Below are 24,755 nucleotides of genomic sequence, written 5' to 3' on the forward strand. Positions count from 1 at the left end.
CTAGACGAGTAAGTCCCAACTTGGGTTAGTGGTCGTAGGCGATCAATGACCTGGTCAAAGGTTGTCCGGTAGCGCGGTTGTGCCAGATCGCGGCGGTCATGGCGAGTAGGCGTTGAGCGATGCGGGCGCCGACGCCTTCGATACTGCGGCCGCCGTGCAGTTCGAGGTCGAGCTGGCCTTTCAACGTGTCGTTGACCGACTCGATCAGCTGGCGGATGGGTTTGAGCAGGTGCTCGCCAGGGTGTGGGGTTCGGTTGCGGTAAGACGGGCGCAGCAGCCGGATCCCGCGGTCGGTCAGCCACCGGTCGAGTTCAGCGGAGACGTAGCCCTTGTCCGCGATGATCAGTTGCCCATGCCGGCCGGACAGCAGGGCGGGGTCGTCTTCCAGGGCGGCAGTCAGGATGTGGCGTTCGTCGGTCTTCGGGGTTGCCAGGGTCCAGGCGATCGGGAGCCCGGACGGTGTGCAGATCAGGTGCAGGCGCAGGCCCCAGAAGAAGCGCGAGTGTGACGAGCAGTAGCCGTAACCGGCCCAGCCGGCCAGGTCCGAACGTTTGGCGGTGGGCCGGGATCGGCCGCACTCGACGGGGGTGGAGTCGGTGACCCAGACGTCGTCGTGCCACAGATCGGTGTCCGCTGCGAGCAGGCGGATCACCTGCTTGAGCAAGGGTAGAGCGCCACGCAGACGTTTGTTGTAGCCCGACTGGCTGGGCAGGTACGGGAATGCACCTGGTAGATGGGCGGGCAGCAACCGCAGCCAGCGGGCCTCGGAGCGGATACCGAGCAAGGCTTGGGCAACCGCGATGGTCAGCAGTTCAGCGTCGGAGAGCTTCGGTGGACGCCCAGCGCGGCGAGGCCGTACGAGCCAGTCGTCGATCTTCACGTACAGTGCGGTGAGAAGGGTGTTGATGTCTGTCGTCACAAACAGATCATCGACACCCTTCTCCTACACAGGTGTAAATAGCATCCGCCTACTAGTCGTCCGCCTAGCCGAGTTAGGACTTACTCGTCTAGGGCGGCCCCGATGTGCGCCCGGTGAGCGGCCCTGACGAGCGCGCTCTCGGGCCTCCGGCCCTACGACCCGGGAAATGCCTCCGGCCCCCAGGGCTCTGCCCCTGGACTCTGGCGACTCGGGGATGCCCGGACCCTGGCGGTTATCTGTCGCACACCGGGAGGCAGCCAGACCGCGCCCGCCTGGTCCAGGTCGGTCAGACGGTGGGGTTGCTCCACCTGGACCAGGCGGGGGGCGGCCGGGCGGCTGCAGCCTGCGCGACGGGATGCCCGCAGAGGCCGGCGACCCCTCCGCTTCGGAAGGTGCGCCGCGTGCTGCCGCAGACGCGGTGCCGATCCGCGGCACCGTCACCGGCCAGGACGGCGGCGTCGTGGAGAAAACCGTCGTCCTGGACACGATCCGCCACTGATGTCAGAACAGGACGGTGTAGCCGAGGGCCGCGACGCCGATCTCCAGGGAGACCGTCGCCGCGAACGCACCCGCCGCCGCGGCGATCGAGAGGGCCGGGTGGAGGCCCCGCACGTGGCCAAGCAACAACGCCACGGCCGCGACGAGGAGCCCGACGAGGAAAATGACGGCGAGGACAAGGAGGAACAGAATGGTACGGACGGACATGACACACTCCTGATCGGCGGCCCGCACGGTACGAGCACGCGGGTGCCATTGGCCGCTGTGAACCGGAGCAGCTCCACCGTGGATCGTTGTTTTCGCAGGTAAAGGGCTTTCCGCAGCGTTCCGATGCGGATCCGCATCGGAAGGTGAGGAGCGCGGTGACGGGTGATCAGCTGACCCCCAGGCAGCGGTTGGCCCGCGATCTGGACGCCCTCGTCCGCAGGACCAGCCTGACGAACAACAACATCGCCTCGCTCGCCAACTTGCGGCTCGACAGAAACACCGTGCGGGAGCCCGGAGTCCGGAACCGTACCGCGACCATGGCCATCAGGGGTCGGACGGTCAGCTCATGGCGCTCCACGAATCACCCCCGGCAGCCCGTGCATTGGCAGCAGCTAAAAGAGGTGCTCGACGTCCTGATCCAGCGCCTCCCGGAAGGGAGCGTGCCGGATCTGAACACCTGGCGGCAGATGTTCGACGCCGCCAAGTCCCGGCCTTCCCGTCGAGGCGCCGCACCCGCTGCACCCGCCGGGTCCACCCTGCCGTTGCCGCCACCGACCGATCTGCTGACGCCGCGCGACGAGGTGGAGGAGCAGGTCATCGACCTGCTGTGCACGCCCGGCGAGCCGCACCGGCTGGTCTCGCTGGCCGGTATGAGCGGCGTCGGCAAGACGGTGTCGGCGCACCGAATCGCGACTGACACCCGGGTCGCACGAGCGTTCCCGGACGGGGTGTTCTGGCTGGACGCACGCGGTGCCCGGACCCCCGACCTGCTGCGCGCTGACCTCGACCGGCAGGCCGCCGCCGTGGACGGCCTCCGGCAGGCCACCTGCCTAGTCGTCGTCGACAACGTAACCTTGTTCGAGCAGCTCGACGTGGCCGGCGTCCTCGGGCCGGCGGGCGCTCTGCTGGTCACCACCACCGATCGCGACCTGCTCCCCGTCGGCAGCCACCGGTTCACCCTGGAACCGCTGGACCGCCCGGCGGCCCGCGAGCTACTCGGCCGCTACGCCCGGCAAGACGAGCTGCCACCCGAGGCCGAGACGGTCCTTGACCGCTGCGCCGGGCTCCCGCTCGCGCTGGCGATCTGCGGAGCCATGGTCAACGACGAGTACGACTGGGCCGACATCGTGCAGCTGCTCGAGTCGGCGCAGCTGGACCACCTGGAGAAGGCGTTCCGCGGCTATCCGCACCGCACGCTGCTCGCCGCCTTCGAGGTGGCGGCCGGCATGCTCACCGACGACGAGCGCGCCCGCTACGAGGAGCTGGCGGTCTTCGACGGCCGGGGCGCGATCCCGGTCGCCGTAGCAGCCCGGCTGTGGGGCGGCCGGAACGCCAGCGTACTCGTCCGGCGTCTGGCCCGACGATCGTTGTTGACCTACGACCGCGCTACCGACGAGTTCTCCCTGCACGACCTGCTGTCGAAGTACGCGCTCACCCGCACCGGCGACCGCCTACCCGCCCTTCACGAACACCTGGCAACCGGCTACCTGGACGACCTCAGCGGCATCGACCGCTACGCCCGTGCGCACCTGGCCCATCACTTGGAACAAGCCGGGCGGGCCGACCTGTTGCACGACTTGCTCGCGGCGGAAGAAGGCAACCGCAGCACCTGGTTCGCGGCGCACGACGCGGCCGGCTCGATCGCCGAGTTCATCGCCGACGTGGACCGGGCCGCCCGCCTGGCGCAGGATGCCGCCGACATCGCGCGAGAGGTGCGGTACGCACTGATCCGCGCCTCCGTCGTCGGCATCGCGGCCACGATCGCCCACCCACTGCTGGCAGCCTTGGTCCACCGTGGCGCATGGCCGTTCGAGAAAGCCTGGTCGTACGCCTCCACAATCAGCCCCCGCGCCGCCCGGGCAAGGGCGCTGAGCGCGCTGCTGCGGCTCCCCGAGTCCGCCGGGCCGGAGCGCGCCGTGCGGACGAACCAGGCCAAGCACGCGGCGGCCGCCGTTCCCCGCGAGACGGACCGGGCATGGGCCATCGCCGCGCTGATCCCGTGTGTTCCCGTCGGCGAGCGGGCGGCATTGTTCGAACAGCTGCACCCGGAATCCCTGCGCCGCGACCTGCTGAACTGGATCATGGCGCGGCTGGCGCGGTACCTGCCCGAACAGGCCGATGCCCACCTCCGGGCTACCCGGCCCCACATTGAGCCCCTACTGGTGGCGGCGCGCGAGATCCCGGCGTTGCGGTTGACCCTGCGGGCGGCCACGGCATCGATGCATCCCGGAGTCAGACTTCGGGTGGCCTGCGCTCTGCTCGACGTCGCGGCCGAGGACGAGCGCGCTGTGCTCTTGGCGAACGCCTGGACGGCCCTGCGGGAGCTGCGTTCGGAGGTCGACCCACCGGCGCACCCGCAGCCGTCCGGCCTGTTCCACGTCCTGGCGTCAAGACCGGGTCTCGAGGAGAGAGCGCTGCAGGTGGCGCTCGCATTCGGGATCGAACCGGGCGACGAACTCGTGCTCCAGGTGACGATCAGGGCCGGGACACCGCCGTTTATCGCGGCACTGCGGCCACGCCCCGAGCTTGCCGAGCAGCTGCTCGACGCACACGCCGGCAAGGCAGGGGCAGCCGTCGCACTGGCGCCCTTCCTGCCGGCTTGCCGACTCGCCGCCGTGCTCGACCTTGTGTGCGCGACAGACGATCCCGACCGCCGGACGGAGCTGTTGGAAGACCTAGCGCCCCTCCTGCCCACCGGCCTGCTGCACCGGGCGGTGGACCGGCTCCAGGCCCTCGACTCGCCCGCTGATCGCGCAAGAGCCTTCGCCCGGCTCGCACCGCTGCTGCCCACCGACCGGTATCCGCACGTACTTGCCGAGATTGAGCAGCTCGACGACGCCGACTTGCGGGCCGCTCTCGTCGCTGACCTCGCCGAGCACCTCCCCGCGGAGCACCTCGGCACGGCGGAACGCCTCATTGCGGACGACGCCGGTGCCGAGGCCCGGGTGGCGGCGCTGACGGCCCTCGCGGTCCACGATCACCTGCCGCGCCGGGCGGTGATCCACGACCGTTCCCTGGCCGCGGCCCGGGAGATGAAAACCGAGCCGTTCGACCTGGCCGAGCTGGCCGGACAGACAGCGGATCCTGCACAGCTGCTGGGTGCCGCCTTCTTGGCCGAGCAGCTCAGCAACCTGCACCGAGCCGTTCCGCCGTCAGCGTTTCCGGACCTGGCACTACCGGACGACGTGTTCAAACGGGCGGTGCGGATGGCGCAGCCCGCTCTGGATGCCTGCCGGTACGCGGCCGTGCTCACTGTCCTCGTCCGATACCTGCCTTCGGTATCGAGGCCCAGCCTGCTGCGTACGGCCCTTGCCGCCGCATGCGCCCCACACAACCACGACGACGCCACCTACTGCCGCATCGAGCTGGCCTTTGCCGACGCAACCCGATACGTCCCTGAGCCGGACCGCGAACCCCTGACTGAGACAGAGATCCGGGATCTGCTCGGCCCGGACCGGCCGCCCGCACTCGTGGACGGGTACGACAGAGACCCGGACGCAGCCGTCCGGCGGCTGATCTGCGTAGCCCACCACCTTTCCGGGAACCGGCGGCACGAACTGCTGGACACCCTGCTCGACCGGCTGGAGGCGATGCAGGACGACCAGGGACCACTCGAGGGGCAGGGAAAGCACGCCGTCATAGCCTCGGTCGTGGGGGCGCTCTCTCCGTACCAGCGGGTACGGGTCGCGAGCCTTGTGCCAGACGACGCCGGCCTGCTGCTCGACCTGGCCGTTCACGCCGATCCGGAGCACCGCGACGCGCTTGTCGCCCAAGCCGTCCAGGCATTCCGCCCGTCGACCGCGACCCACCTCGACGCCCGTCTCCTGCCACACCTGACGCGTCAGCAGACGGAGGAGATAGCCCGCCGAGCACTGGACCGCATAGCAGGCGAGCTCGACGACGAACAGCGGTCACGCCGCGCCATCACGCTGGTCCCGCTGCTACCGGCCGAACTCCTCGACGAACTGCGCCGTATCGCCGCCATGATCCGCGCACACCCGGAGCGGCTGTCGGTGCACACCGCGATCGCCCAGCGGACGCGCGACGTAGCCGACTGGCGCCGCGCGATCATCGACGCCGGCCAGCTCGGCCGTCCGGTCCTCCTGGCTACCGTGACCGACGCCTGCCGCTCGCTGAGCTCGGCTCCGCTGGCAGAGCAGGTCGTCGAGGCGATCGACACCGTCGAACGCTGGTGGCCCGGTGCGCCGACCACCACAGCGGCGGATGGCATGACCATCCAGCTCCGATCGATATTTCGCGAGACACTCGAGGTGGATCGCGAGGCGTGGATGTCGTCCTACCCGCTCCGGTGGCGGGGTGGCGGATCCGCCGAGGAGTGAGCCGGCGGTAGCTGACGCGGTGCACCAGCCCTTCGCGCGACACTAATACGGCTGGCCCCTGGCGGCGTGAACCCAGCGGTGACAGGACTTCTGCGAGCCGCATGACTCGCCGGAAGTGCCCGCCGCCCCGGTTGCGGTGTCGATGCACGCTCGCGCCGACGGCAGTGGCCGGGGAGAGGAAGATCGGATGGACCGATCGATCGGTATGCTCTCCCGCTGATGGGACGGGGCTGTCGGGAGGTACCGCGGATGTGGGCGTCGGGCGGGCTGATGTCTGTGGCCGTGTTGTTGCTCGTCTCGGCGCCGCTCCCGGCCTCGGCCCGCGCTGTCGAGGGTTCAACGCACCTGTCGGTGTCCACGACGGACGCCAAGGGGCACGTCGGTGACACGGTCAGCATCCGGGTAACGGTCACCAACCACGGTCCGGCCGTAGAGCCGGAATGGGCGCTGACCGGTGTGCAGACCCAGGAAGGCACCAGGTTCGCCGCGGGTACCGGCTGTCGGCCGGATCCGGACGGCGGGCAGTACTGCTCCAGCCCGGGGCCGCTGGCGGTGGGCAAGTCCCAGACGGTCGTCCTCCGCTACAAGATCGTTAAAACGGTGCCACACCCCGAATGGGAGATGGGCACCTTCAGTTTCTACGAGGCGTTGGACCGCAAGGGCGGCACGGACGACGTGGACCTGTACTTCCACATCTCCATCCTGGGAACCGCCAAGCCGTCATCCAAGCCCAGCGCCACCCGGACCCCGACGAGTACGGGTCGGTCACCGGCCGCTCGGCGAACCGCTTCACCGCCGCCGAGCCGGGTCGGGACAACGAGCGCGAGCGAACCCGCGGCGATGCAGGCAGCACCGGAGACGGATCCGACCCCTAGCCTCACGGCTGGCGCACTACCGAATATCGAGGACACTGGCTTCACGGCGAATGCCACGCGCACGGCCTGGGCCGTGACCGCCGGTGGCATCGCCGTGATCGGCTCCAGCGCCTTCGTCCTGCTTGCGCGGGCACGGCGACGTCGTGCCCGCGCCGCCGCCTCCGACATCCCTGAGCTCTGACGGCGTTCGCGCGGCGACGCATTGCCAGCTGACCGTCGACCGCTCGACTGTTCTTGCTCAACGCCGTGTCGGCAGGTCAACTGGCTTTCAGAGCGCTCAGGGGCGTACTCGAATGACGGTCTTGCCCTTGCGTCGGTCGGTTGGGTTGAGCGCGGGGACGGCGTCGTCGAGGGTTGCGACGGTGCCGATGTGGGTGCGAAGGCGTCCGTCCCGCACTCGGTCGACGATCTCTGCCAGCTGGGTCGGAACGGACTCGACTACGAAGTCGACGGTGAGACCGTCGACGGGGCGAGCCTCGGCCGGCCCTACCACCGACACCAGCGTGCCGCCCGGGCGGATGATGCTCGCCGAGCGTCTTTGGATGTCGCCGCCGATGACGTCGAAGACCAGGTCGACGCCGCCGATGTCGTCGAGATTCTCGTGGTCCAGGTCCAGGAACTCGTTCGCGCCGAAGTCGAGTGCAGCCTGGCGGTCCGCCGCGCGCCCGGTTCCGATGACGTAGGCGCCGAACTCTCGGGCCAGCTGCGTCACCACCGACCCGACCGCGCCGGCGCTGCCGTGTACGAGGACGCTCTGTCCGGCCTGCAGGCGACCGTGCTGGAACAGGCCCTGCCAGGCGGTCAGGCCGGAGATCGGCAGGCTCGCACCGACCGTGAAATCGACGTTGCCCGGCAGCGGCGCGAGGTTGCGTGCCTCCACGGCCGCGTACTCGGCCAGGGTTCCGTCGCGGTGCCAGTCGGTGATCCCGAAGACCCGCTGGCCTGGCGAGAGTCCCGTCGTGCCGTAGCCGAGGGCGGAGACCACGCCGGCGAACTCGTGGCCGATGATCGGCTGGACTCGATCGTGACCGGAGCGGTCGACCCACGTCGAGGGCCACTCCCACTCCGCGGGCACGAAGCCGGACGCGTGGACTTCGACGACGACGTCGTTGATCGCCGGGGTCGGCTCGGGTCGCTCCGTGAGGGCGATCCCGGCTGCTTCCGCGGCCCGGTTCGTCGCGACGATTGCCTTCATTACTACCTCCGTACGGATCGGGCCTGGCTACGGCCGAGCGGCCTGAGGGACTTCCCTGGCCAGCAGAACTGCGACCGCGCCGAGGAGGCTGCCCGTGATGCGCCGTTGCCACTTGATCCAGGACGGCCGGATCGCGAGGAAGCCCGCGATCGTCGCGGCGGCGAGCACGATCGAGGCGTTGACGATCATGCTGACGGTGATCTGGAGGGCGCCGAGCGTGAATCCTTGCGCGGTGGTGCTGCCGTGTGCCGGGTCGATGAACTGCGGGATGAGCGCCAGGTACATCACGGCGGTCTTCGGGTTGAGCAGGTTGGTGAGCAAGCCCATCCGGAACAGCTTGCCATGCGAGTCGTGCGCGAGCGGGCGCGCTTCGAACAAGCCCGCTCCTCCCGGGCGGAGCGTCTTGAACGCGAGCCAGGCGAGGTAGAGCACGCCGGCCGCCTTGAGCCCGATGTACAGCCAGGGAACCACCACGAAGACGACCCCCAGCCCCAGGTTCGCCATCGTCATGTACACCAGGAACCCGACGCCCGTGCCGGCCAGCGAGACGATGCCGGCAACCCGGCCCTGTGCGATGCTGCGCGAGACGAGATAGATCATGTTCGGTCCCGGCGTGAGCACCATCACCAGCGCCGCCAGCGCCATCCCGCCCACCGCACCCCACGAGACCCCATTACCCAGCACCGTCACGATCCGTTCCTCTCGCCGAAATCAACCTCCAGCATGCTGTAATGTCCTTATGCATCTCAACCCTTACGGCGAGTACGCGGTCCTCCTCGCCGCGTCGCTCGCGAACGACTGGCCCGAGGACCGCGCGGGCATCGTCGACCGGACGAGCGCGTACGGGATGCAGATGCCCTTTGCGAAGGCACGACCAAGCGACCATGCCGGTGTCCGCGCGGTGATCGACAACTGGCTGGAAGTCGTCGACGAAGGCATGCCGCGTCGGCGCGCCGACCTGCTCAACCAGCACCTCGCGGCGGCCGCCGCCTACCCACGGCTGACCGATCATGACAATGAGGGCTGGCACCTCCACTACCGCGACGAGGATCAGGGTCTCCCGCACGTCCTGGAAGCCGTCATCAGCGTGGGCACCGCGCTGCATCTGACCACGCGCGGCATGCACCGGCTCCATCGATGCGACGCCGGGACCGACCCGAGCGACCCGTGCCGCAACGTGGTGGTCGACATCACCCGCAACGGCCGCCAGCGATACTGCAGCGTCCGGTGCGCCAACCGCGCCGCGGTACGTCGACACCGGGCCCGCCTCGCGCAAACACGGTGAGCCCGGCTAGCGCGTGGTGAGAGAGTCGGTCAGCGTTCGGGTCAGCCACTGCTCGTACTCGTCGGGGGACCAGCCTCGATCGCTCACGAGCAGCTCGTAGACCTCGGGCGAGATCAGCGTCCAGACGATGTCGGTGGCCCGGTCGGGATCGAGGTCGGCACGCAGGCCGCCGGTTACCGCCAGGTGGCGCACAAAGCCGCCGGCGCCGGCCATGCGCTCCTGGTTGATGGTCTCGCGGAACCGCGACAGGTCGGGGTCGCCGCCGCGCGCGCCGGCGAGCAGTTTCGCCAGCAGCGGGCCCACCCGTTCGCCGACCAGGCGGGCGGTGGTGGCGTAGCGGGCGATCTTGTCCCGGGGGTCGGACGCGGCGAACACCGCCTGGATCTCGGGGCGGTCGATCATCGGGATGGGCTCGTCGTCGCCGGCGAGCGTGACGTCGTACACGTCTTTGATCAGCGCCGCCTTGGTGCCGAACGTCTTGTAGACCGTCTCGACGGAGACGCCGGCGTGCGCGGCCACGTCGCGCATGGTGACCGCCGCGGGGCCGCGATCGACGAGCAGCTCCCGGGCGGCGTCGAGGATGCCGCGGCGGGTGAGCCGCGCCTGCTCGGCCCGGCGGGTGTTGTCGTAAACGCGACGAGGCATTGTTTACCGTCCTGCTGTATCGAATACTCTTCAACTGTATCTGATATCTCTGGAGGAGGCATCATGCGTACCATCGACGCAGGCATCTGCGTTCGCTCCATGACGATCATGGCTTCCGGCGACCTCGACGATCTGACCGAGGTCGTGCACCCGGAAGCGGTCAACCGGGAGGCGAAGGACGAGCCGCCGGCCTGCCGGGGACGGGGACCGGCCGCGTTCGCGGCCACCGCCCGCTGGCTACGAGCCGCGTTCGCGGATCTGAGCTTCGACGTCCATGACACGGTGGCCGACGGCGACCTGATCGCCGTGCACTGCACCATGTCGGGGCGCCAGGTCGGCCCGTTCGTGGCGTACGACGAGCGGGGCGAGGTGGCCCAGGCGTTCCCGTCGACCGGCCGCACGTTCGCGATCACGCACAGCCACTGGTTCCGCATGAAGGACGGCCAGGTCGTCGAGCACTGGGCCAACCGGGACGATCTCGGCTTGGCCACGCAACTCGGCTGGGTCCCGCCCACTCCGGCGTACCTGTGGCGGATGGCCCGGGCCAAGCGGCTCGCCCGCCGCAATCCGGCCCACTAGCCCGGCGCGGTGAGGAAGCCGATGGCGTGCCGCAGCAACTCGTCCGAGTCGGTGAACCACAGCGCGTCGGTGCCGGCCGTGGTCTGCAGGCGAGCTTGCGGCAGATGGGCGGCCAGATAGGACGCGTGCCCGACGTCGACGTTGAAGCAGTTGCGGCGGTGCAGCACCAGCGTCGGCGCGGTCACGTCGGGCAGGCGGTGACGCAGGTCGGTGCCCGTGGCGACGGTGCGGATCGTGGTGGCGACCGCGGGCCCGGCGGCGCGCCGGCCCAGGCGGTTCCACCACTGCCGGAAGCTCTCGTCGGCGGCGACGCTCGGGGCGGCCTGGGCGACCGAGTCCACGCCCTGAGCGGGGTCCGCGGGCGACACGGTGTCGCGGATCAGAGTTTCGGCGGTGCTGCGGTCCAGCCCGTACGGGTAATCGGCGCTCCGGGTGTATCGCGGATAGCACTGTGCCAGCACCAGTGAGCCCACCCGTTCCGGGTACCGTGCGGCGAATTCGAGCGCGACGAGCCCGGTGTCGAAGTTGGCGAACAGGTCGGCCCGGGCGATCGCGAGCGCGTCGAGAACCCGGCGCAGGTCGGCGACCCATTGGTCCAGCGGCGCCCGCCGGGGGTCGAGCGGGTCCGAGAGCCCGATCCCGGACCGGTCGAGGCACACGACGGCGGTGTGCTCGGCGAGGGCCGCCAGCGCCGCCCGGGCGTACGCGCCGTCGAGCAGGCCGTCGATGGTGAGCATCGCCGGGTTGAGCACCACGAGGTCGCGGCCGCGATCGGACAGACGGGTGTACGCCGTCGAGCCGTCGCTGCCGGTGGCGTAGCGCACCGTCACCGCGACGGCCGGGGCCGGGGCGGCGTCGGGCGGTGGCGGGGCCGGCCGCAGCACCTCGGCCTGGGCCTCGCGTAGGGCGGCGGACGGGTCGAGACCGACCTCGACGAGCGCGGCCCGGGCGGCGGCCGCGGCCCGCAGCGCCTCGGTCTGCCGGCCGGTCCGGTGCAGAGCGCGCACCAGGAGCACCCAGAACGGTTCGTCGAGCGGGTCGGCCGCGGTCAGCTGCTCCAGCTCGCCCAGGGCCGAGCCGGGGTCGCCGCCGGCCGCGAGGCAGCTGAGGTGCTCCTGCACGAGAAGCCGCCGCTCCTGGCGCCAGCCCTGCCGCAACGCCGCGGACGCGACCGTGTCCGGCAGTTCGGGCTCGCCCCACCACAGCGCGCGAGCCTCGGCCAGTACGGCGGCGGCGCTGTCGGGCCGCCCGTCGGCGAGCAGGCGGCGGGCCCGGGCTCGGGCGGCGGCGATGCGGCCGACGTCGGTGTGGTCGGGCGGGAGGGCCAGGCGGTACCCGTCGCGGCCGACCCGCTCGACGTCGGCGCCGGGCTCGGCGGCCTGCAGGGCGGACCGGATCCGGGACAGATGAGCGCGCAGCGTCTTGACGGCCGCGGGCGGTGGGTCGTCCCAGAGCAGCGCGGCCAGCTCGTCCAGGCTTACGGCGGCGGGAGCGCGGACGGTCAGGATGCTCAGCAGCTCGCGCGCCTTGCGCTCCAATCGGGGCGCGGCGCCGCCGGGGGCATGGACGCCCGCGGTCCCGAGCACCCGAACAATCACAGGCTCAGCGTAGGACCACATCCGGAGCACATCCGTTTCCGGCCGGGCGCTGCCTAACTTCAAGCCCATGACCATGTACGACTCAGATCTGCGGCGGCGGTTCGGTGGAGCCCTCTTCCGGCCCGGCGACGCAGGCTACGACGAGCACCGGCTCGGCTGGCACCGCACTTTTGAGTCCCGCCCGGCGATCGTTGCGGCCGCCGCGTCGGCCGCCGATGTGCGGGCCGCGGTTCTCGCCGTACGGGAAAATGATCTTGAATTTGCGGTGCAGGCGACCGGCCATGGCACCGTCGTCCCCGCCGACGGCGCCCTGTTGCTCAAAACGACCGCGCTGAATGACATCCAGATCGACCCGGTACGCCGAATCGCGCGGGTCGGCCCGGGCGCGGTGTGGGCGGACGTGAACCGCGCCGCCGCCCGGTACGGCCTGGCCGGGCTCGCGGGCCGCTGCGGCACGGTCGGGGTGACCGGATACACGCTCGGCGGCGGGCAGTCGTGGCTGTCACGGACGTTCGGGTTCGCCGCCGACAGCGTCGTCAGCGCCGACCTCGTCACCGCGGACGGCGTCGCGCTGACCACGACCGCGCGGCAGCACCCCGACCTGTTCTGGGCCCTGCGCGGCGGCGGCGGGAACTTCGGTGTCGTCACGTCGCTGGAGTTCCGCCTCTACCCGGTGAGCCGGGTTTACTGCGGCATGTCGGTCTACCCGGCGGAGCGCGCGTTTGACACCCTCGCCGCCTATCGGCAGTGGGCCCTCGACGAGCCCGAGGCCATGAACACCGCGGTGTTGCTGATTCGCCTCCCGCCGTCACCACTGTTTCCCGAACCGCTGCGGGGCAAGCGGGTACTGGCTATCCGGGCCTTCCACCACGGCGAAAACGGCCGCCAGGTTCTCGCCCCGCTGCTCGAGGCGGCCGGGCCACCGCTGCTCGACGCGTTCGGCGTACGCGAGTTCCCGGATGCCAGCGACGCCACCAACGGCCCGGACGCGCCGCCGATGGCCAACCGTCAGGAGATCGAGATGTTCCGCGCGTTGCCCGACGACGCACTGCACGCGATCGTCGAGGCCGGCGCCGCCGATTCCCCGCTCGCCTTCGTCGAGGTGCGGCACTGGGGCGGAGCGATGGCCGATCCCGGCCCGGACGCCGGCCCGGCCGGGCACCGCGACGTGCCGTTCTCGGTCCTCGCCGTTGCCCCCTATCTGTCGGCCGACCGTACTGCCGCCGACGCGACTCTCGACCGCCTCGTCGACCGGCTGCGTCCGTACGCGACCGGCGGTTCGTTTCTGAACCTGCTCACCGACCACACGAAGACCCGCACGGCGTTCACCGCGGAGAACTACGCCCGGCTGACCGCCATCAAGCGCGCCTGGGACCCGGCCAACGTCTTCCACCTCGGCCACACCATCCCGCCGGCGCCCGATCGAAAGGAAATCCCATGACCCGCACCCTGGTCACCGGCGCGACGGGCACCGTCGGCGCCCACGTCGTCCGAGAGTTGCAGTCCCGCGCGGCGGACGTCCGCGCTTTCGTCCGTGATCCGGGGGCGGCCGTGGCCGTACTCGGCGATGTCGAAGTTGCGGTGGGCGACTTCGACGACCCCGCGTCGCTGCGGCGCGCGATGAAAGGTGTCGACCGGGTGTACCTCTGCGCCGCGGACGGTCCTCGCAAGGTCGCACACGAGTCCGCGGTGATCGACATCGCCGCCGAGGCGGGCGTCGAGCGGATCGTGAAGCTCTCGGCCATGCACGCCGATCCGGAGTCGGCGTTGCCCGCCTACCGCTGGCACGGCGAGATCGAGGCGCACCTGATCCGATCGGGGATACCGGCGGTGATACTCCGGCCCGCCTTCTTCATGACCAACCTTCTCATGATCGCCGGCGGCGTCGCACAAACCGGCATGCTGTACGCGCCCACCGCCGGCCGGCGAGTAGCAATGATCGACATTCGCGACGTGGCCGCGGTCGCCGCGATCACCCTGGTCACCGACGGGCATGTGGAGCAGAGGTACGACCTGACCGGACCGTCGCCGATCTCGTTCGCGGACGTGGCGGTGGCGCTCACGGACGCGACCGGGCGCCCCGTCGGCTCGGTCGACCTGACCGAGGAGCAGGCCCGCACACGGTTCGAGGGAGCGGCCCTGCCGGACTGGCTCGCCGCCCACCTGGCCGGCGTCTTCGGTGTCATCCGCGCCGGCGGCTTCGAGCGTGCCACCGACGACGTCCGGGTGATCCTCGGACGGCCCGCCCGCGACATAACAGCCTTCACCCACGAATTCGCCGCCGCGTTCACACCTCAGACAGTGCCCGCCGGTCGGCACCCCTGACGCGGCCGGGATTGCCGTTGCCGGTTTGCTGGGCGGGTGTGCGAACGACGCAGACCCCGCTGGGAAACCACTGCCGGACGACCGGGATGAAGACGGTCACGGCCGGAGTTCGAGGACCACGTTGACCGGGTTCTCGGTGACCTTCCGGAACCGGCTGAAGCCGGCGCCCTCGGCCAGGTGGCGCACCACGTCCGGGCCGGCCTGGGCGCCGAGCGCGACGCCGCCGGGCTGGGCCAGGGCGGCCGGCGTGCACTGGAACGTGGACGCGGCGTAGCTGAGCGCGGCCAACGGGTTGGCCAGGTTCGTCGCGTAGTCGTCGGCCGCGTTCGGCTCGACGACCAGGACGGTGCCGTCGGGGGCGAGAGCCTTGCGGGCGTGGGCCAGCGCGGCGGCCGGGTCACCGAGGTCGTGGAGGGTGTCCAGCAGGCAGATCAGGTCGAAACCGTCGGCCGGGTAGCTGACGGCGTCGAGCGTCTCGAACTGGACGCGGTCGGCGAGGCCGGCCTCGGCGGCGCGCTGCCGAGCGACCTGGATCGAGCGGTCGTGGAAGTCGTAGCCGTGGACGCTAGCCCGCGGGTAGGCGCCGGCCAGCAGGATGGCCGCCACACCATGACCGCAGCCGACGTCGGCGATCCGGCCACCGGCGGCGAGCCGCTCGGCGACCCCGGGCAGCGCGGGGACCCACTCGGTGGTGAGGTTGGCGGCGTAACCGGGGCGGAAGAACCGCTCGGTGCCCTCGAAGACCGCCGGGTCCTGCTGGTCCCAGGCAATTCCTTCGCCGGTACGGAAGGCCGCGGTGAGCCGGTCGATGCCGGCGAACCAACCGCGGGTGATGGTGGCGCCCCCGGCCAGGAAAGCCGGCGAGGCCTCGACGGCGAGCACCGCGGCCGCCTCGGCGGGCAGTGCGTAGCGCCCATCCTCCGGCTGGTACGTGAGGAATCCGGCCGCGGTCTGCTGGGACAGCCACTCCTTCAGGTAGCGGGCCGTCGTGCCGGTGCGGGCGGCCAGCTCCTCCGGGGTGGCCGGGCCGCCCGCGGCCAGTGCCCGGTACAGCCCGAGTTGGTCGCCGACCGCCACCATGGCCGTGGTGGCCGCGCCGATCATCGCGCCGAGCAGGCGGTTCGCGTTCTGTTCGATCAGTTCGGGATTCATGGTCAACCTTTCGATGTGTACGGGAGTCACAACAGTTCGGACAGGAGGGTGGCGGCGCGCGCGGCGCCGTCGGTGGCGACCGGCTGGTACGCCGGGCTGGTGCCGATCTCGGCCGCCACCACCTCGGCCAGACGGTCGGGCGTGATGTCGGCGTAGTCGAGCCGGCGCCCGGCGCCGTAGCGGCGCAACCGGTGCGCCACATGGAAGTTCTGCTCGTAGTGGTGGCGGAGCGGGATGTACACGAACGGCCGCCCGGTGGCGGTCAGCTCCATGCACGTGGTCAGTCCGCCCTGGACGATCGCGAGATCACTGGCCGCCAGGTGGCGGTACAGGTCGGGCACGTACCCGCGTACCTCCAGCCCGGGAGCTGCGGGCAGGGATGCCGGGTCGATGCGGGGCCCGGTGACCACCACCATGCGCAGCCCCGGCACCCGCTTGGCGATCACCGGGTACGCGTCGACCACCTTGCGCAGCAGGTGACCTCCGACGCCCGCGCCGCCCACGGTCACCACGCACACCTGCTCGTCGGGGCGGTACCCGAGTTGCTCACGCAGCGCGGCGCGGTCGGCGTACGGCGCCGGGTCGAACCCGGTGACGTACCCGGCGAAGGTGTAGTTGGCCTCGGTCCAGTCGCGGATGTACGGCAGGTCCGCACCGAACCGGTCGGACACGATGTCCTGCGGGTCGCCGACGAAGACGGCCCGGTCCCGTAGGCGCGGAAACCGTGCCACGTGCTCGAGCATCTCGGCGTTGTAGTCGGCCGCGACCAGCGCCTCCCGCCGGCCGCCGTCCGGCATCGGCAGGTGGCCCACGAAGTCGGTCATCCAGGCGTACTGGAACCGCTTGAGCTCCGGGTTCTCGTACAGGAAATGGTCGACCTCCCAGGCCTCGTCGCCGACGACAAGGTCGTACGCCTGCTCGCGGACGACGTCGCGGAAGAGCATGAAGTTGGCGACCAGGATCTCGTCCATCCGGCGTAACGCCTGGAAGCAGTGCAGATCGTGTTCGCCCGCCTCGCTCTCGATGTGCGCCGACTCGCCGGCCAGCCACCGGCTGGCCGGGTGCACCCGCTCGCCGGCATGCTCCAGTGCCCGGCTGACCGGGTGCTGGGCGAGCCAGTCGATCTCCACATCGGGCACCTGCCGGCGCAGTTCGCGGGCGATCGCCAGATCCCGCCGGGCGTGCCCGAGGCCGATCGGCGAGGACAGGTAGAGCACCCGCCGGGACCGGCTGGTCCAGCGGGTCCAGCGAGCCCTGAGGGGGAGTGGTCGCAGCCGCTCGGCGAACTCGTGGATGAGAACGTTGCAGCGCACCGGATCGCCGGCGACGGGCACGTGCCCGGCGCCCTCCAGCACCACCAGGCGCCCGCCGGTCAACTCGGCCAGTTCCTCGCCGGCCCGCAACGGAACGACACGGTCGTCGCTGCCGTGCAGGTGCAGCACCGGGCAGCGCAGCCGGGCGCTCCAGTTCTCGATCTCCGCATGGCTGGGCGGTGGCGAGGCGGCCTCGGCCAGCAGCACCTGCGGCGTGGTCTCGCCGGCCCAGCTGACGGCGTCCTCGATCGCCTTGGTGGAGAACGGCTCGGAGAAGCACTGTCCGAAGAAGAACGTGGTGAAGTCCTCGTAGTGGTCCAGCCAGTACTGCCGGTTCCACTTCGCCCAGTGCTCCGCCGGGTCCTGGCCGAGCTCGGGGACGCGGGAGCGCGGCAGGTCGGGCGGCGAGGCCAGAAACGTGGCGTCGGCGTCGGTGTCGGCGTCGCGCAGCGGCACCGCTCCGGCGATCGTGATCATGCCCAGGACCCGGTCGGGATGGTCGGCGGCGAGTTCCAGCGCCCAGCGGGCCGCCATGGACAGGGCGGCCACGACCGCACGATCGGTGCCGGTCGCGTCGAGCACCCGCAGCGCGTACTCCACCTGGGTTTTGTGGTGGTAGGCCTCCGGTCGCAGGGTCCGGTCGGAGCGCCCGTTGCCCGGTCCGTCGTAGACCACGACCCGGTGATGCCGTGCCAGGTAAGGGATCTGCATCTTCCAGGTCTGCGCGTGGACGATGGTCCAGCTGGGCATCAGCAGGATGGTCGGACCACCGTCGCCGTGCACCTCGTAGTGGATCTTCACCCCGTCGTACTCGACGAAGCCTTCGCTGTCCGCCTCCCGTGCCCGCATGCCCCACCCTTTGCTCTTCGATTCGCGCTTTCGGTCGGTCGACCGACCGGTGTAGGCTAAGCTAGCATTCGGTCGACCGACCGACAAGCCCGATAGTCACTTGAGACGGGAACCACACACGTTGTCCGAACGCACCGCCGGCACGCCGATCCAGATCCTCGAGGCGGCGCGCGGCTGCCTGCTCGCCGAGGGGTACGCGAAGCTGTCCACGCGCAAGGTCGCCGACGCGGCGGGCGTGCCACTCAGCCAGATCCACTACCACTTCGGCGGCAAGCAGGGACTCGTGCTGGCTCTGCTCGACCACGAGAACACCCGCCTGGTCGACCGGCAGCAGCGGATGTACGCGGCCGACGCGCCGCTGTGGAAGCGGTACGAGCAGGCCTGCGACTTCCTGGAGGACGACATCGCCTCGGGGTACGTCCGGGTCCTGCAGGAGATGATCGCGGCCGGCTGGTCGGACACCAAGGTCGCCCAGCAGGTGCTGGCGCTTCTGCAGAGCTGGCAGGCGGTGCTGGAGGCGGCCGTGAGCAGCACGGAGGCCCGGCTCGGCCCGCTGACCGCGGAGGATGCCGCCGCCCTGGTCGGCATGTCATTCCTCGGCGGCGAGGCGCTGATCCTGCTCGGCGACGAGAGCTGGGCGCGGCGGGTGCGGACGGCGCTGCGCAGCCTGGTGAAGCTGATCCGGCACATCGAGGAGAGCTGACCGCGGCTAGAAGCCGGACCTCGTCGTGGCGCCATTGGGGGGCGGCGGCACCACGACGAGGTCCTCGCTCCGGCGTCAGCCGGAGACCAGGGTGAACTTCTCCCAGGGACCGATGGCGTCCCGGTTGGCGATCAGCGGTTCGGCGCCGGCGTTCTCGGCGGTCACGTACTTGTTGTTGACCGTCGCCCGCAGGCTGATCGTGCCGTCGCCGTTGTCGACCCGGGCGAACGTCTCCCAGGAACCGGCCGAGGCGCGGTTGGCGATGAGCGCCTGGGCGCCGGCGTTCTCCGCGCAGACGTACATGTTGTTGGCGCGGGAGCGCAGGGCGACGTTGCCGCCGCCGAGGTCGACGATGTCGAAGCGCTCGGTGGTGCCGATCGCCGTGGCGCTCGCGATCAGCGGGCCGCCGGCCGGGGCGCTGACATATTTGTTGTTGGCCTGTGCGAACAGCGCCGTGCCGCCGCCCCCGCCGGTCGCGCTGCCGATGCCCAGTGTGGAGGCGGTTCCGCTGAGGGCCTTGACGCCGTTGTTCGCGCTGCCGGTGAGCGTTGTCGAGGCGTACGCGGAAAGCGGTTTCGCGGTTCTCTCGACGACGTAGGTGGTGTTGGCCGCGGTCGCGAAACTGACCTCGCTCGCGGTCGTGGTGGTGAGGACGGCGTTGTCCGACGCGCGGCGGACCCGGATCTCCTGAGTGCCCCATGGGTTCACCACGCGCGCCTGCTTGCCGTACAGGCTGCGGATGCCGACGTATTTCGTCTCCGCCGCCTCGCGCTCGGAGCTGACCAGGAAACCGTCCTCGGCCAGCAGCGTGAACTTGCCGGCGAAGGAGCCGCCCGGGACCGCGGGGAAGACCCGGATCTTGTCGTTGTACGACTGCAGCAGCGACTCGTTCATCGCGGCCAGGTGGATGCCGAGGTACTCGAAGACGCCGTTGGTGTTGGTGGTCATACCGTTCGGATAGTTCTGGTATTTCTGCAGCATCGTCCGCATCCCGGCGACGGCCTGGTCGCCGAGGCCGAGGCGCGCGGCCTGCACGTGGTCGTTGGCCCAGATGTTGCCGTACGGGAAGATGCGCCGGTTCCACGTCGTGATGGCGGTCTGCGTGTCCGAATATCCGATGCCCGTACGGTCATAGGGCCAGACCGGTTCCAGCTCCACGTTCTCGCCGTTGCGGATCTGCGAGGTGGGCGGGTCGTGCGGCAGGTAGGCGCCGTTCGAGGTCGGATAGGGCGCGATGTTGTTCACCACGTCCTGCCAGCCGGCCCGCAGTCCCGAATCCAGGCCCAGCTGCGTGGAGACCTGGATCGCGATGGGGAACAGCAGCCGTACCGCGGCGAGATCGGTGATGGCGTTCTTCACGTCCCAGTACGTCTCGTGCGCGTTGGAGCTGGCCATGTAGTACTGGGATCCGTTGCGGGACAACCGGTTCTGGTAGAACCGGACCGCGTCCTTGATGAACGGGTAGGCCACGTTCTGCAGGTACGAGGTGTCGTTGGTGTACCGGTAGTAGAGGTACATGTTGTACGCGGCCTCGGTGCCCGTCGAGTAGATGTCGTTCACGAAGTCGCTGCCGACCGTGCCGCGGGCGTTGCCGTCCCAGCCCATCGTCTCCGGCACCCACAGGGAGTCGGTCCCGTACCGGGTCTGGGTGTACGCCTTGAGCGCGCCCAGGTTCCGGGAGTAGAGGTTGTTGAACGTCTTCATCAGGTCGGCGTGGTTGGACGCGTAGAACGAGTTGTAGACGTCGCGCTGGTTCCAGTACCAGTACCCGTTGCTCCACTTCGAGTTGTCCTGCGTCGTGCGGAACACGCCGTTGATGAAGTGGACCGGGTAGTTGCCGTAGCCGCCGGCCGCGATCATGTAGGTGGCCAGGTAGTACACGTTCTCCAGATAGTCGGAGTCGGACCCGCCCGTGGCGTACTGGACGAACGACCTCTGCCAGAACGAGTGCCACCAGTTCTTGTAGTTGGTCAGCGTCGTCGAGTACCCGGTCTGCTTGACCGCCGCGAGCTGGTTGCGGGCCTGCTGGACCGAGTCGTTGCCGGGCGCGTTGACGCGGCTGGCCGCGGTGAACCAGATCGTGTAGCTCGACGTCGGGGTGATGGTGAGGCGGACCCGCGTGCCGTTGACCACCTGCGAGGTGAATCCGGCGCCCTCGACCGTGGCGGCGAGCGTGTAACCGAAGCGGTTCGGGTCGGCCTGGCCGCGGCTCAGGCCCACGCCGGTGGAGTCGGCGAACGTGCTCGCCTGCCGCCAGGTGGTGAGGTTGGGGACGTCGGCGATGTTCTGCACGCTGTTCAGGTCCCACAGGCTCAGGTCGAGCGCGATGGTGCCCGACCCGCCGCGGGAGTCGTCGACGTGGACGCCCATCACCTCGGAGTTCGGGGAGCCCAGCACGGTGACCGTGCGGTTGCTGTCGTACCTGGTGGTCAGCGTGCCGTCGTACAGGGAGAGCCGCTGCTGGAACGTGGAGGCGGTGGTGTCCAGCTGCAGGTTGACGTTGCCGGCCGCGTACGTGGACTGCTCGGCCAGGTCGACGCCGGAGACCTGCATGGTCAGGCCGTTCTGCTGCCAGACCATGGCGCCGGTCCGGCCGTTGCCGACGGTCAAACCCTTGAGCGGGTCGGTGTTCGGGCTGTTGTAGACGATGTCGTGCTTCGACATGTACGCCGCGTAGTTGACGTTCAGGGCGCCGGTGCCGGCGTTGAACGCGGCGTCGGTGGTGGAGGCGAGGGCCGGCGACGGCACGGTCAGAGACGCGCCGAGGGTGAGGAGGGCGGCCGCGGCCGCCAGGATCGGGGTACGCACCTTCATGATGGGGACCCTCCGGGGACGGGGAGCCGTTGGGGACCGGCTGCCTCCGCAGTAAACATCCAATGTTTGGCGCGGTCAACGTTCCGAATATGCTACTAATCGCCTCATGTGCGGGCTCGGGCAGAAACAAACATCCGCTGTTTACTTCGGCGCCGATCGCGAGCGATCCGATGAAGCGCTTCGGCTGCGGTCGAGCAAAGAAATCTCAGAAGAGCGGATTCAGGGTCTTAAGCGCTTAAGGCATCCGTGTTACGGTGTGGAAACTTCAGGCCCGGAGCGTTCCACCGTCGTTCTCCCTCGTCCGCCGTGCACTCAGAATCACGAAGGATGACCATATATGCGTATCTCACGAGCCAAAGCCGTCGTCGGGATAGCCGCCCTGGTCCTGCTGGCCGCCGGCTGCGGCAGCGGTGACAACGGCACCGGCGGAACCGGCTCCGACGTCACCCTCACCGTCTCCCGCTGGGCCGGCCCGGCCGCCGAGGCCGAGGTCCAGCTGCTCAAGGACTTCACCAAGCAGACCGGCATCAAGGTGCGGGTCGACGCCATCGACTACGCCCAGCTCAAGCAGAAGCAGACCCTCGCCGCACAGAACAAGACCGGCGACTACGACCTGCTGTACGTGCCCGAGGCCTGGTACCAGGAGTACAACAAGGCCGGCTACCTGGTCGCCCTCGACCAGTACCTCGACGCGGCCGACAAGGCCGACTTCAACTCCACGGCCCTCGACATCACGTCGAGCGGCGGCAAGATCTACGGCCTGCCCGACTTCCTCCAGTCGCCGCTGCTGGTCTACAACAAGGACGAGTTCGCGGCCAAGAACGTCCAGGTCCCGAAGAACTGGGACGAGTTGCTCGCGGCGGCCAAGGTCTTCAAGGACAAGGGCACGGGCATCGCCTTCCCCGGCCGGCAGGGCAGCGCGGTCGTCGACGTGCTCAGCGTCGTGGCCAAGGGCGACGGCGGCGGCCTGTTCGACGCCGGCGGCAAGCTCGCGCTGACCAGCCAGCCGGTCGTGGACTCGGCGGCCTTCCTCACCAGCCTGATGAAGCAATCGCTCGACGGCAGCGCCGGCTGGCACTACGACGAGACGACCAAGGCGGTCCAGTTCGGGCAGGCGCCGCTGGCGATCTGCGTCTCGGGTCTGTTCAGCGTCGCCGAGGACCCGGCCCAGTCGAAGGTGGCGGGCAAGCTCGGCTACGCGCCGATCCCGTACCAGCAGACGGCGGCCGGCCTGCTCGCGACCTGGAGCTACTCGATCCCGGTGGGCTCCAAGCACGAGAAGGAGGCCTACCAGCTGGCGAGCTGGCTGACCTCCAAGGACACCCAGGTCAAGATGATCCAGGCGTTCCCCGGCCACCTGAGCCTGCGCACGTCGGTCTTCGACGACCCCAGCCTCGCCGCGAAGGCGCCGTGGCTGCCGGCCGTCAAGGAGACGCTGGCCAACGCGACCACCCCGCCGCTCTCGGCCAACGGCGCGAAGCTGACCGACGCGCTCGGCGCCGGGATGAACGGGTTGTTCGTGAAGGGCGGCGACCCGGCCCAGATGCTCCAGTCCGTGCAGCAGCAGCTGGCGTCCGACTTCTGACCATGCCGGGGCGGTCGTGCCGGGGGCGCGACCGCTCCGCAGGGAGGCATCAGCGTGACCATGACCACCACGCGACCGGCCCCGCCGCGGGCGCCGTCGCCCAAGCCGGTGCTGATCAACCGGCACACGCTGCTGGGGATCGTGCTCGTCGCCCCGGCGGTCCTGACGATCGTCGTGGTGATGTTCGTCCCGCTGGGGTACGCGGTGACGTCGAGCTTCTTCGACCATCCCGGCAACAGTGGCTCGACGTTCGTGTTCTTCGACAACTACGCACGGTTCTTCCGGGACCCGGTGGCGCTCCGGTCGCTGTGGAACACCGCCCTCTACACGGCGCTCAACCTGGCCCTGTGTCTGCTGCTCGGGGTCGGCATGGCGGTGCTGCTGCAGAGCTTCCCCCGGCGTACCGGCAACTTCTTCCGGGCGTTCTTCTCGATGCCGCTGCTCATCTCACCGATCATCGTCGGTCTGATCTGGCGGTACATGTACGACCGGCAGTACGGCTTCGTCTACTGGCTGCTCGGCCTGGCCGGGCTGGACGACTCGTTCGGCGGCCTGACCTCGACCAAGACGGCGCTGGTCAGCATCGTGCTGGCCGATGTGTGGAACGTGACGCCGTTCGTCCTGCTGGTCGTCTCGGCGGGCCTGACCGTCGTGCCCGGCGAGCTCTACGAGGCGGCCCGCATCGACGGCGCCGGCCCGTTGCGCATCCTGTTCCGCATCACGCTTCCGCTGCTCACCAAAGTGCTCGCGGTGGTCGTGATGATCCGCGGCACGGACGCGTTCCGCACCTTCGACATCATCTACGCGCTGACCAACGGCGGGCCGGCCAACTCGACCTCGTCGCTCAGCATCTACTCGTACAAGCAGGCCTTCGAGAACGGTGAGCTCGGCTTCGGGATGGCCGCGTCGATCCTGACCCTCATCGTGCTCGTCGTCCTGTTCGGACCGCTCATGCGCAACTCGGCGAGGGAGAGGGACCCGCGATGACCCGGAGCAGGCTCGTCACCGTGGCCAAATGGGTGGCCGTCATCCTGTTCGCCCTCTGGACCGTCATACCGATCGCGATCGTCGTCTCCAACGCGTTCAAGACGCCGCTCGACATCTTCACCGAGCGGCCCAAGCTCATCTTCAAGCCCACCCTCGACAACTTCGAGCAGGCCTTCGTACGGGGAGACTTCCTCAAGTACTTCGTGAACTCGACGGTCGTCGCGCTCGTCTCCACCGTGCTCGTGCTGACCCTGGCCACCTTCGCGGCGTACGCCCTGACGTCGTTCGGTTTCCGCTGGGCCAACTGGGTGGCGAACGGCTTCCTGGTCGGCCGGCTCGTCCCGGTGATCGCCATGGTGCTCCCGCTCTTCGTGATCATGAACATGATCGGCATCCGGGGCACGCTGCTCGCCCCGATCATCGCGCACGCCGCCCTGCAACTGCCGTTCATGGTCTGGCTGCTGATGGGCTTCATGCGGGACGTGCCCGAGGAACTCCAGCAGGCCGCGCTCGTCGACGGCGCGACGAAGATGCAGACGTTCTGGCGGATCGTCCTGCCCGTCATCGTCCCCGGCGTCGCGGCCGCCTTCATCCTGTCGATGCAGTACTCGTGGAACGAGCTGCTGTTCTCGCTGCAGCTCACCTCGTTCGACACGTACACGCTGCCGGTCGGGATCGCCGGTTTCGTCGGCGCGGTCTCGGTGAACGCCGGCCAGTCCAGCGCGGCCGCCACTGCCACCATGGTGCCGATGATCGTGCTCGGCTTCTTCATCCAGAAGTATCTGGCCGCCGGCACCACGGCGGGCGCGGTGAAGGGATGAGGCCGATGGCAGAATGGACCGCGTCGGGCACCGGCGCGCACTGTGACAGAGGTGATCGACCATCG

At 69.7% G+C, this 24,755-nt stretch carries 20 protein-coding genes; 11 read left to right on the forward strand and 9 right to left on the reverse strand.

The annotated features are described in order from the left end of the window. Positions 1-25: 25 nt before the first annotated feature. On the reverse strand, positions 26-919 hold the full coding sequence (locus A3CQ_RS0117345) for an IS982 family transposase (RefSeq protein WP_020510166.1): 894 nt from the start codon (positions 917-919) through the stop codon (positions 26-28). A 355-nt stretch (positions 920-1,274) separates the two neighbouring features. On the opposite strand from A3CQ_RS0117345, the gene A3CQ_RS60840 reads away from it, so the two are divergent. Continuing rightward, positions 1,275-1,418, forward strand: coding sequence for a hypothetical protein (locus tag A3CQ_RS60840; RefSeq protein ID WP_157295998.1), 144 nt, complete (start codon positions 1,275-1,277; stop codon positions 1,416-1,418). A gap of 2 nt (positions 1,419-1,420) precedes the next feature. Here A3CQ_RS60840 and A3CQ_RS0117355 read toward each other — a convergent pair whose 3' ends face one another. After that, positions 1,421-1,624, reverse strand: a complete 204-nt coding sequence (locus tag A3CQ_RS0117355; protein WP_026205799.1) for a hypothetical protein — start codon at positions 1,622-1,624, stop codon at positions 1,421-1,423. A gap of 155 nt (positions 1,625-1,779) precedes the next feature. Here A3CQ_RS0117355 and A3CQ_RS0117365 point away from each other — a divergent pair, with 155 nt between their 5' ends. Both A3CQ_RS0117365 and A3CQ_RS0117370 read left to right on the forward strand, forming a co-directional pair. Further along, a complete protein-coding gene (locus A3CQ_RS0117365; protein ID WP_157296000.1) occupies positions 1,780-5,964 on the forward strand; it encodes an NB-ARC domain-containing protein in 4,185 nt (1,394 codons plus the stop codon). A gap of 276 nt (positions 5,965-6,240) precedes the next feature. Further along, positions 6,241-7,020, forward strand: a complete 780-nt coding sequence (locus tag A3CQ_RS0117370; protein WP_157296002.1) for a hypothetical protein — start codon at positions 6,241-6,243, stop codon at positions 7,018-7,020. Between the two features lie 96 nt (positions 7,021-7,116). Here A3CQ_RS0117370 and A3CQ_RS0117375 read toward each other — a convergent pair whose 3' ends face one another. Both A3CQ_RS0117375 and A3CQ_RS0117380 read right to left on the reverse strand, forming a co-directional pair. Next, complete coding sequence (locus tag A3CQ_RS0117375; protein WP_020512218.1) at positions 7,117-8,034, reverse strand: NADP-dependent oxidoreductase; 918 nt, start codon at positions 8,032-8,034, stop codon at positions 7,117-7,119. Positions 8,035-8,061: 27 nt separating this feature from the next. Continuing rightward, positions 8,062-8,679, reverse strand: coding sequence for a LysE family translocator (locus A3CQ_RS0117380; RefSeq protein WP_020512219.1), 618 nt, complete (start codon positions 8,677-8,679; stop codon positions 8,062-8,064). A gap of 94 nt (positions 8,680-8,773) precedes the next feature. Here A3CQ_RS0117380 and A3CQ_RS0117385 point away from each other — a divergent pair, with 94 nt between their 5' ends. Further along, positions 8,774-9,319: a CGNR zinc finger domain-containing protein gene (locus A3CQ_RS0117385; RefSeq protein ID WP_020512220.1), complete on the forward strand. Its 546-nt coding sequence runs from the start codon at positions 8,774-8,776 to the stop codon at positions 9,317-9,319. A gap of 6 nt (positions 9,320-9,325) precedes the next feature. Here A3CQ_RS0117385 and A3CQ_RS0117390 read toward each other — a convergent pair whose 3' ends face one another. After that, entirely contained in the window at positions 9,326-9,964 is a 639-nt protein-coding gene (locus A3CQ_RS0117390; protein ID WP_020512221.1) for a TetR/AcrR family transcriptional regulator, read from the reverse strand. Between the two features lie 63 nt (positions 9,965-10,027). Here A3CQ_RS0117390 and A3CQ_RS0117395 point away from each other — a divergent pair, with 63 nt between their 5' ends. After that, a complete protein-coding gene (locus A3CQ_RS0117395) occupies positions 10,028-10,543 on the forward strand; it encodes an ester cyclase (RefSeq protein WP_026205801.1) in 516 nt (171 codons plus the stop codon). Here A3CQ_RS0117395 and A3CQ_RS57495 read toward each other — a convergent pair. Next, complete coding sequence (locus tag A3CQ_RS57495) at positions 10,540-12,141, reverse strand: bifunctional AfsR/SARP family transcriptional regulator/alpha/beta hydrolase (protein ID WP_157296004.1); 1,602 nt, start codon at positions 12,139-12,141, stop codon at positions 10,540-10,542. The genes A3CQ_RS0117395 and A3CQ_RS57495 overlap by 4 nt on opposite strands. Positions 12,142-12,208: 67 nt before the next feature. Here A3CQ_RS57495 and A3CQ_RS0117405 point away from each other — a divergent pair, with 67 nt between their 5' ends. Together A3CQ_RS0117405 and A3CQ_RS53200 are read left to right on the forward strand one after the other, a co-directional pair. Continuing rightward, positions 12,209-13,582, forward strand: coding sequence for an FAD-binding oxidoreductase (locus A3CQ_RS0117405; RefSeq protein ID WP_051115272.1), 1,374 nt, complete (start codon positions 12,209-12,211; stop codon positions 13,580-13,582). Further along, positions 13,579-14,466, forward strand: coding sequence for an SDR family oxidoreductase (locus A3CQ_RS53200; protein ID WP_020512225.1), 888 nt, complete (start codon positions 13,579-13,581; stop codon positions 14,464-14,466). The genes A3CQ_RS0117405 and A3CQ_RS53200 overlap by 4 nt, the downstream gene beginning before the upstream one ends. Positions 14,467-14,562: 96 nt before the next feature. Here the strand turns inward: A3CQ_RS53200 and A3CQ_RS0117415 are convergent, their stop codons facing one another. Both A3CQ_RS0117415 and A3CQ_RS0117420 read right to left on the reverse strand, forming a co-directional pair. Further along, entirely contained in the window at positions 14,563-15,618 is a 1,056-nt protein-coding gene (locus A3CQ_RS0117415; RefSeq protein WP_020512226.1) for a class I SAM-dependent methyltransferase, read from the reverse strand. Positions 15,619-15,644: 26 nt separating this feature from the next. Beyond that, positions 15,645-17,780, reverse strand: coding sequence for an alpha/beta hydrolase (locus A3CQ_RS0117420; RefSeq protein ID WP_020512227.1), 2,136 nt, complete (start codon positions 17,778-17,780; stop codon positions 15,645-15,647). Positions 17,781-17,901: 121 nt separating this feature from the next. On the opposite strand from A3CQ_RS0117420, the gene A3CQ_RS0117425 reads away from it, so the two are divergent. Then, the gene (locus tag A3CQ_RS0117425) at positions 17,902-18,483 is read left to right on the forward strand and encodes a TetR/AcrR family transcriptional regulator (RefSeq protein ID WP_020512228.1); all 582 of its coding nucleotides are present in this window, start codon (positions 17,902-17,904) and stop codon (positions 18,481-18,483) included. Positions 18,484-18,558: 75 nt separating this feature from the next. Here A3CQ_RS0117425 and A3CQ_RS62115 read toward each other — a convergent pair whose 3' ends face one another. Next, positions 18,559-21,297 (reverse strand): fascin domain-containing protein, encoded by a 2,739-nt coding sequence (locus tag A3CQ_RS62115; protein ID WP_020512229.1) that lies wholly within the window; start codon positions 21,295-21,297, stop codon positions 18,559-18,561. A gap of 337 nt (positions 21,298-21,634) precedes the next feature. Between A3CQ_RS62115 and A3CQ_RS0117435 the strand changes: the two genes are divergently transcribed. Genes A3CQ_RS0117435 through A3CQ_RS0117445 form a run of 3 tightly spaced genes read left to right on the forward strand, consistent with a single transcriptional unit; the run spans position 21,635 to position 24,690 of the window. Then, positions 21,635-22,882: an ABC transporter substrate-binding protein gene (locus tag A3CQ_RS0117435; protein ID WP_020512230.1), complete on the forward strand. Its 1,248-nt coding sequence runs from the start codon at positions 21,635-21,637 to the stop codon at positions 22,880-22,882. A 60-nt stretch (positions 22,883-22,942) separates the two neighbouring features. Next, positions 22,943-23,869 carry a carbohydrate ABC transporter permease gene (locus tag A3CQ_RS0117440; protein ID WP_020512231.1) on the forward strand — a complete coding sequence of 309 codons (927 nt, stop codon included), beginning with the start codon at positions 22,943-22,945 and terminating at the stop codon, positions 23,867-23,869. Further along, entirely contained in the window at positions 23,866-24,690 is an 825-nt protein-coding gene (locus tag A3CQ_RS0117445; protein WP_020512232.1) for a carbohydrate ABC transporter permease, read from the forward strand. Before A3CQ_RS0117440 ends, A3CQ_RS0117445 begins: the two co-directional genes overlap by 4 nt. Positions 24,691-24,755 lie beyond the last annotated feature (65 nt).

Origin of the sequence: Paractinoplanes globisporus DSM 43857, from assembly GCF_000379645.1 — a bacterium.
GTDB classification, from domain to species: Bacteria; Actinomycetota; Actinomycetes; order Mycobacteriales; family Micromonosporaceae; genus Actinoplanes; species Actinoplanes globisporus.

Bases quoted from the DNA above. Each gene is read 5' to 3' on its own strand.
- A3CQ_RS60840 (WP_157295998.1), top strand. From the start codon at position 1,275: ATGCCCGCAGAGGCCGGCGACCCCTCCGCTTCGGAAGGTGCGCCGCGT.
- A3CQ_RS0117355 (WP_026205799.1), bottom strand. From the start codon at position 1,624: ATGTCCGTCCGTACCATTCTGTTCCTCCTTGTCCTCGCCGTCATTTTC.
- A3CQ_RS0117375 (WP_020512218.1), bottom strand. From the start codon at position 8,034: ATGAAGGCAATCGTCGCGACGAACCGGGCCGCGGAAGCAGCCGGGATC.
- A3CQ_RS0117380 (WP_020512219.1), bottom strand. From the start codon at position 8,679: ATGGCGCTGGCGGCGCTGGTGATGGTGCTCACGCCGGGACCGAACATG.
- A3CQ_RS0117385 (WP_020512220.1), top strand. From the start codon at position 8,774: ATGCATCTCAACCCTTACGGCGAGTACGCGGTCCTCCTCGCCGCGTCG.
- A3CQ_RS0117390 (WP_020512221.1), bottom strand. From the start codon at position 9,964: ATGCCTCGTCGCGTTTACGACAACACCCGCCGGGCCGAGCAGGCGCGG.
- A3CQ_RS0117395 (WP_026205801.1), top strand. From the start codon at position 10,028: ATGCGTACCATCGACGCAGGCATCTGCGTTCGCTCCATGACGATCATG.
- A3CQ_RS0117405 (WP_051115272.1), top strand. From the start codon at position 12,209: ATGACCATGTACGACTCAGATCTGCGGCGGCGGTTCGGTGGAGCCCTC.
- A3CQ_RS53200 (WP_020512225.1), top strand. From the start codon at position 13,579: ATGACCCGCACCCTGGTCACCGGCGCGACGGGCACCGTCGGCGCCCAC.
- A3CQ_RS0117415 (WP_020512226.1), bottom strand. From the start codon at position 15,618: ATGAATCCCGAACTGATCGAACAGAACGCGAACCGCCTGCTCGGCGCG.
- A3CQ_RS0117420 (WP_020512227.1), bottom strand. From the start codon at position 17,780: ATGCGGGCACGGGAGGCGGACAGCGAAGGCTTCGTCGAGTACGACGGG.
- A3CQ_RS62115 (WP_020512229.1), bottom strand. From the start codon at position 21,297: ATGAAGGTGCGTACCCCGATCCTGGCGGCCGCGGCCGCCCTCCTCACC.
- A3CQ_RS0117435 (WP_020512230.1), top strand. From the start codon at position 21,635: ATGCGTATCTCACGAGCCAAAGCCGTCGTCGGGATAGCCGCCCTGGTC.
- A3CQ_RS0117440 (WP_020512231.1), top strand. From the start codon at position 22,943: ATGACCACCACGCGACCGGCCCCGCCGCGGGCGCCGTCGCCCAAGCCG.
- A3CQ_RS0117445 (WP_020512232.1), top strand. From the start codon at position 23,866: ATGACCCGGAGCAGGCTCGTCACCGTGGCCAAATGGGTGGCCGTCATC.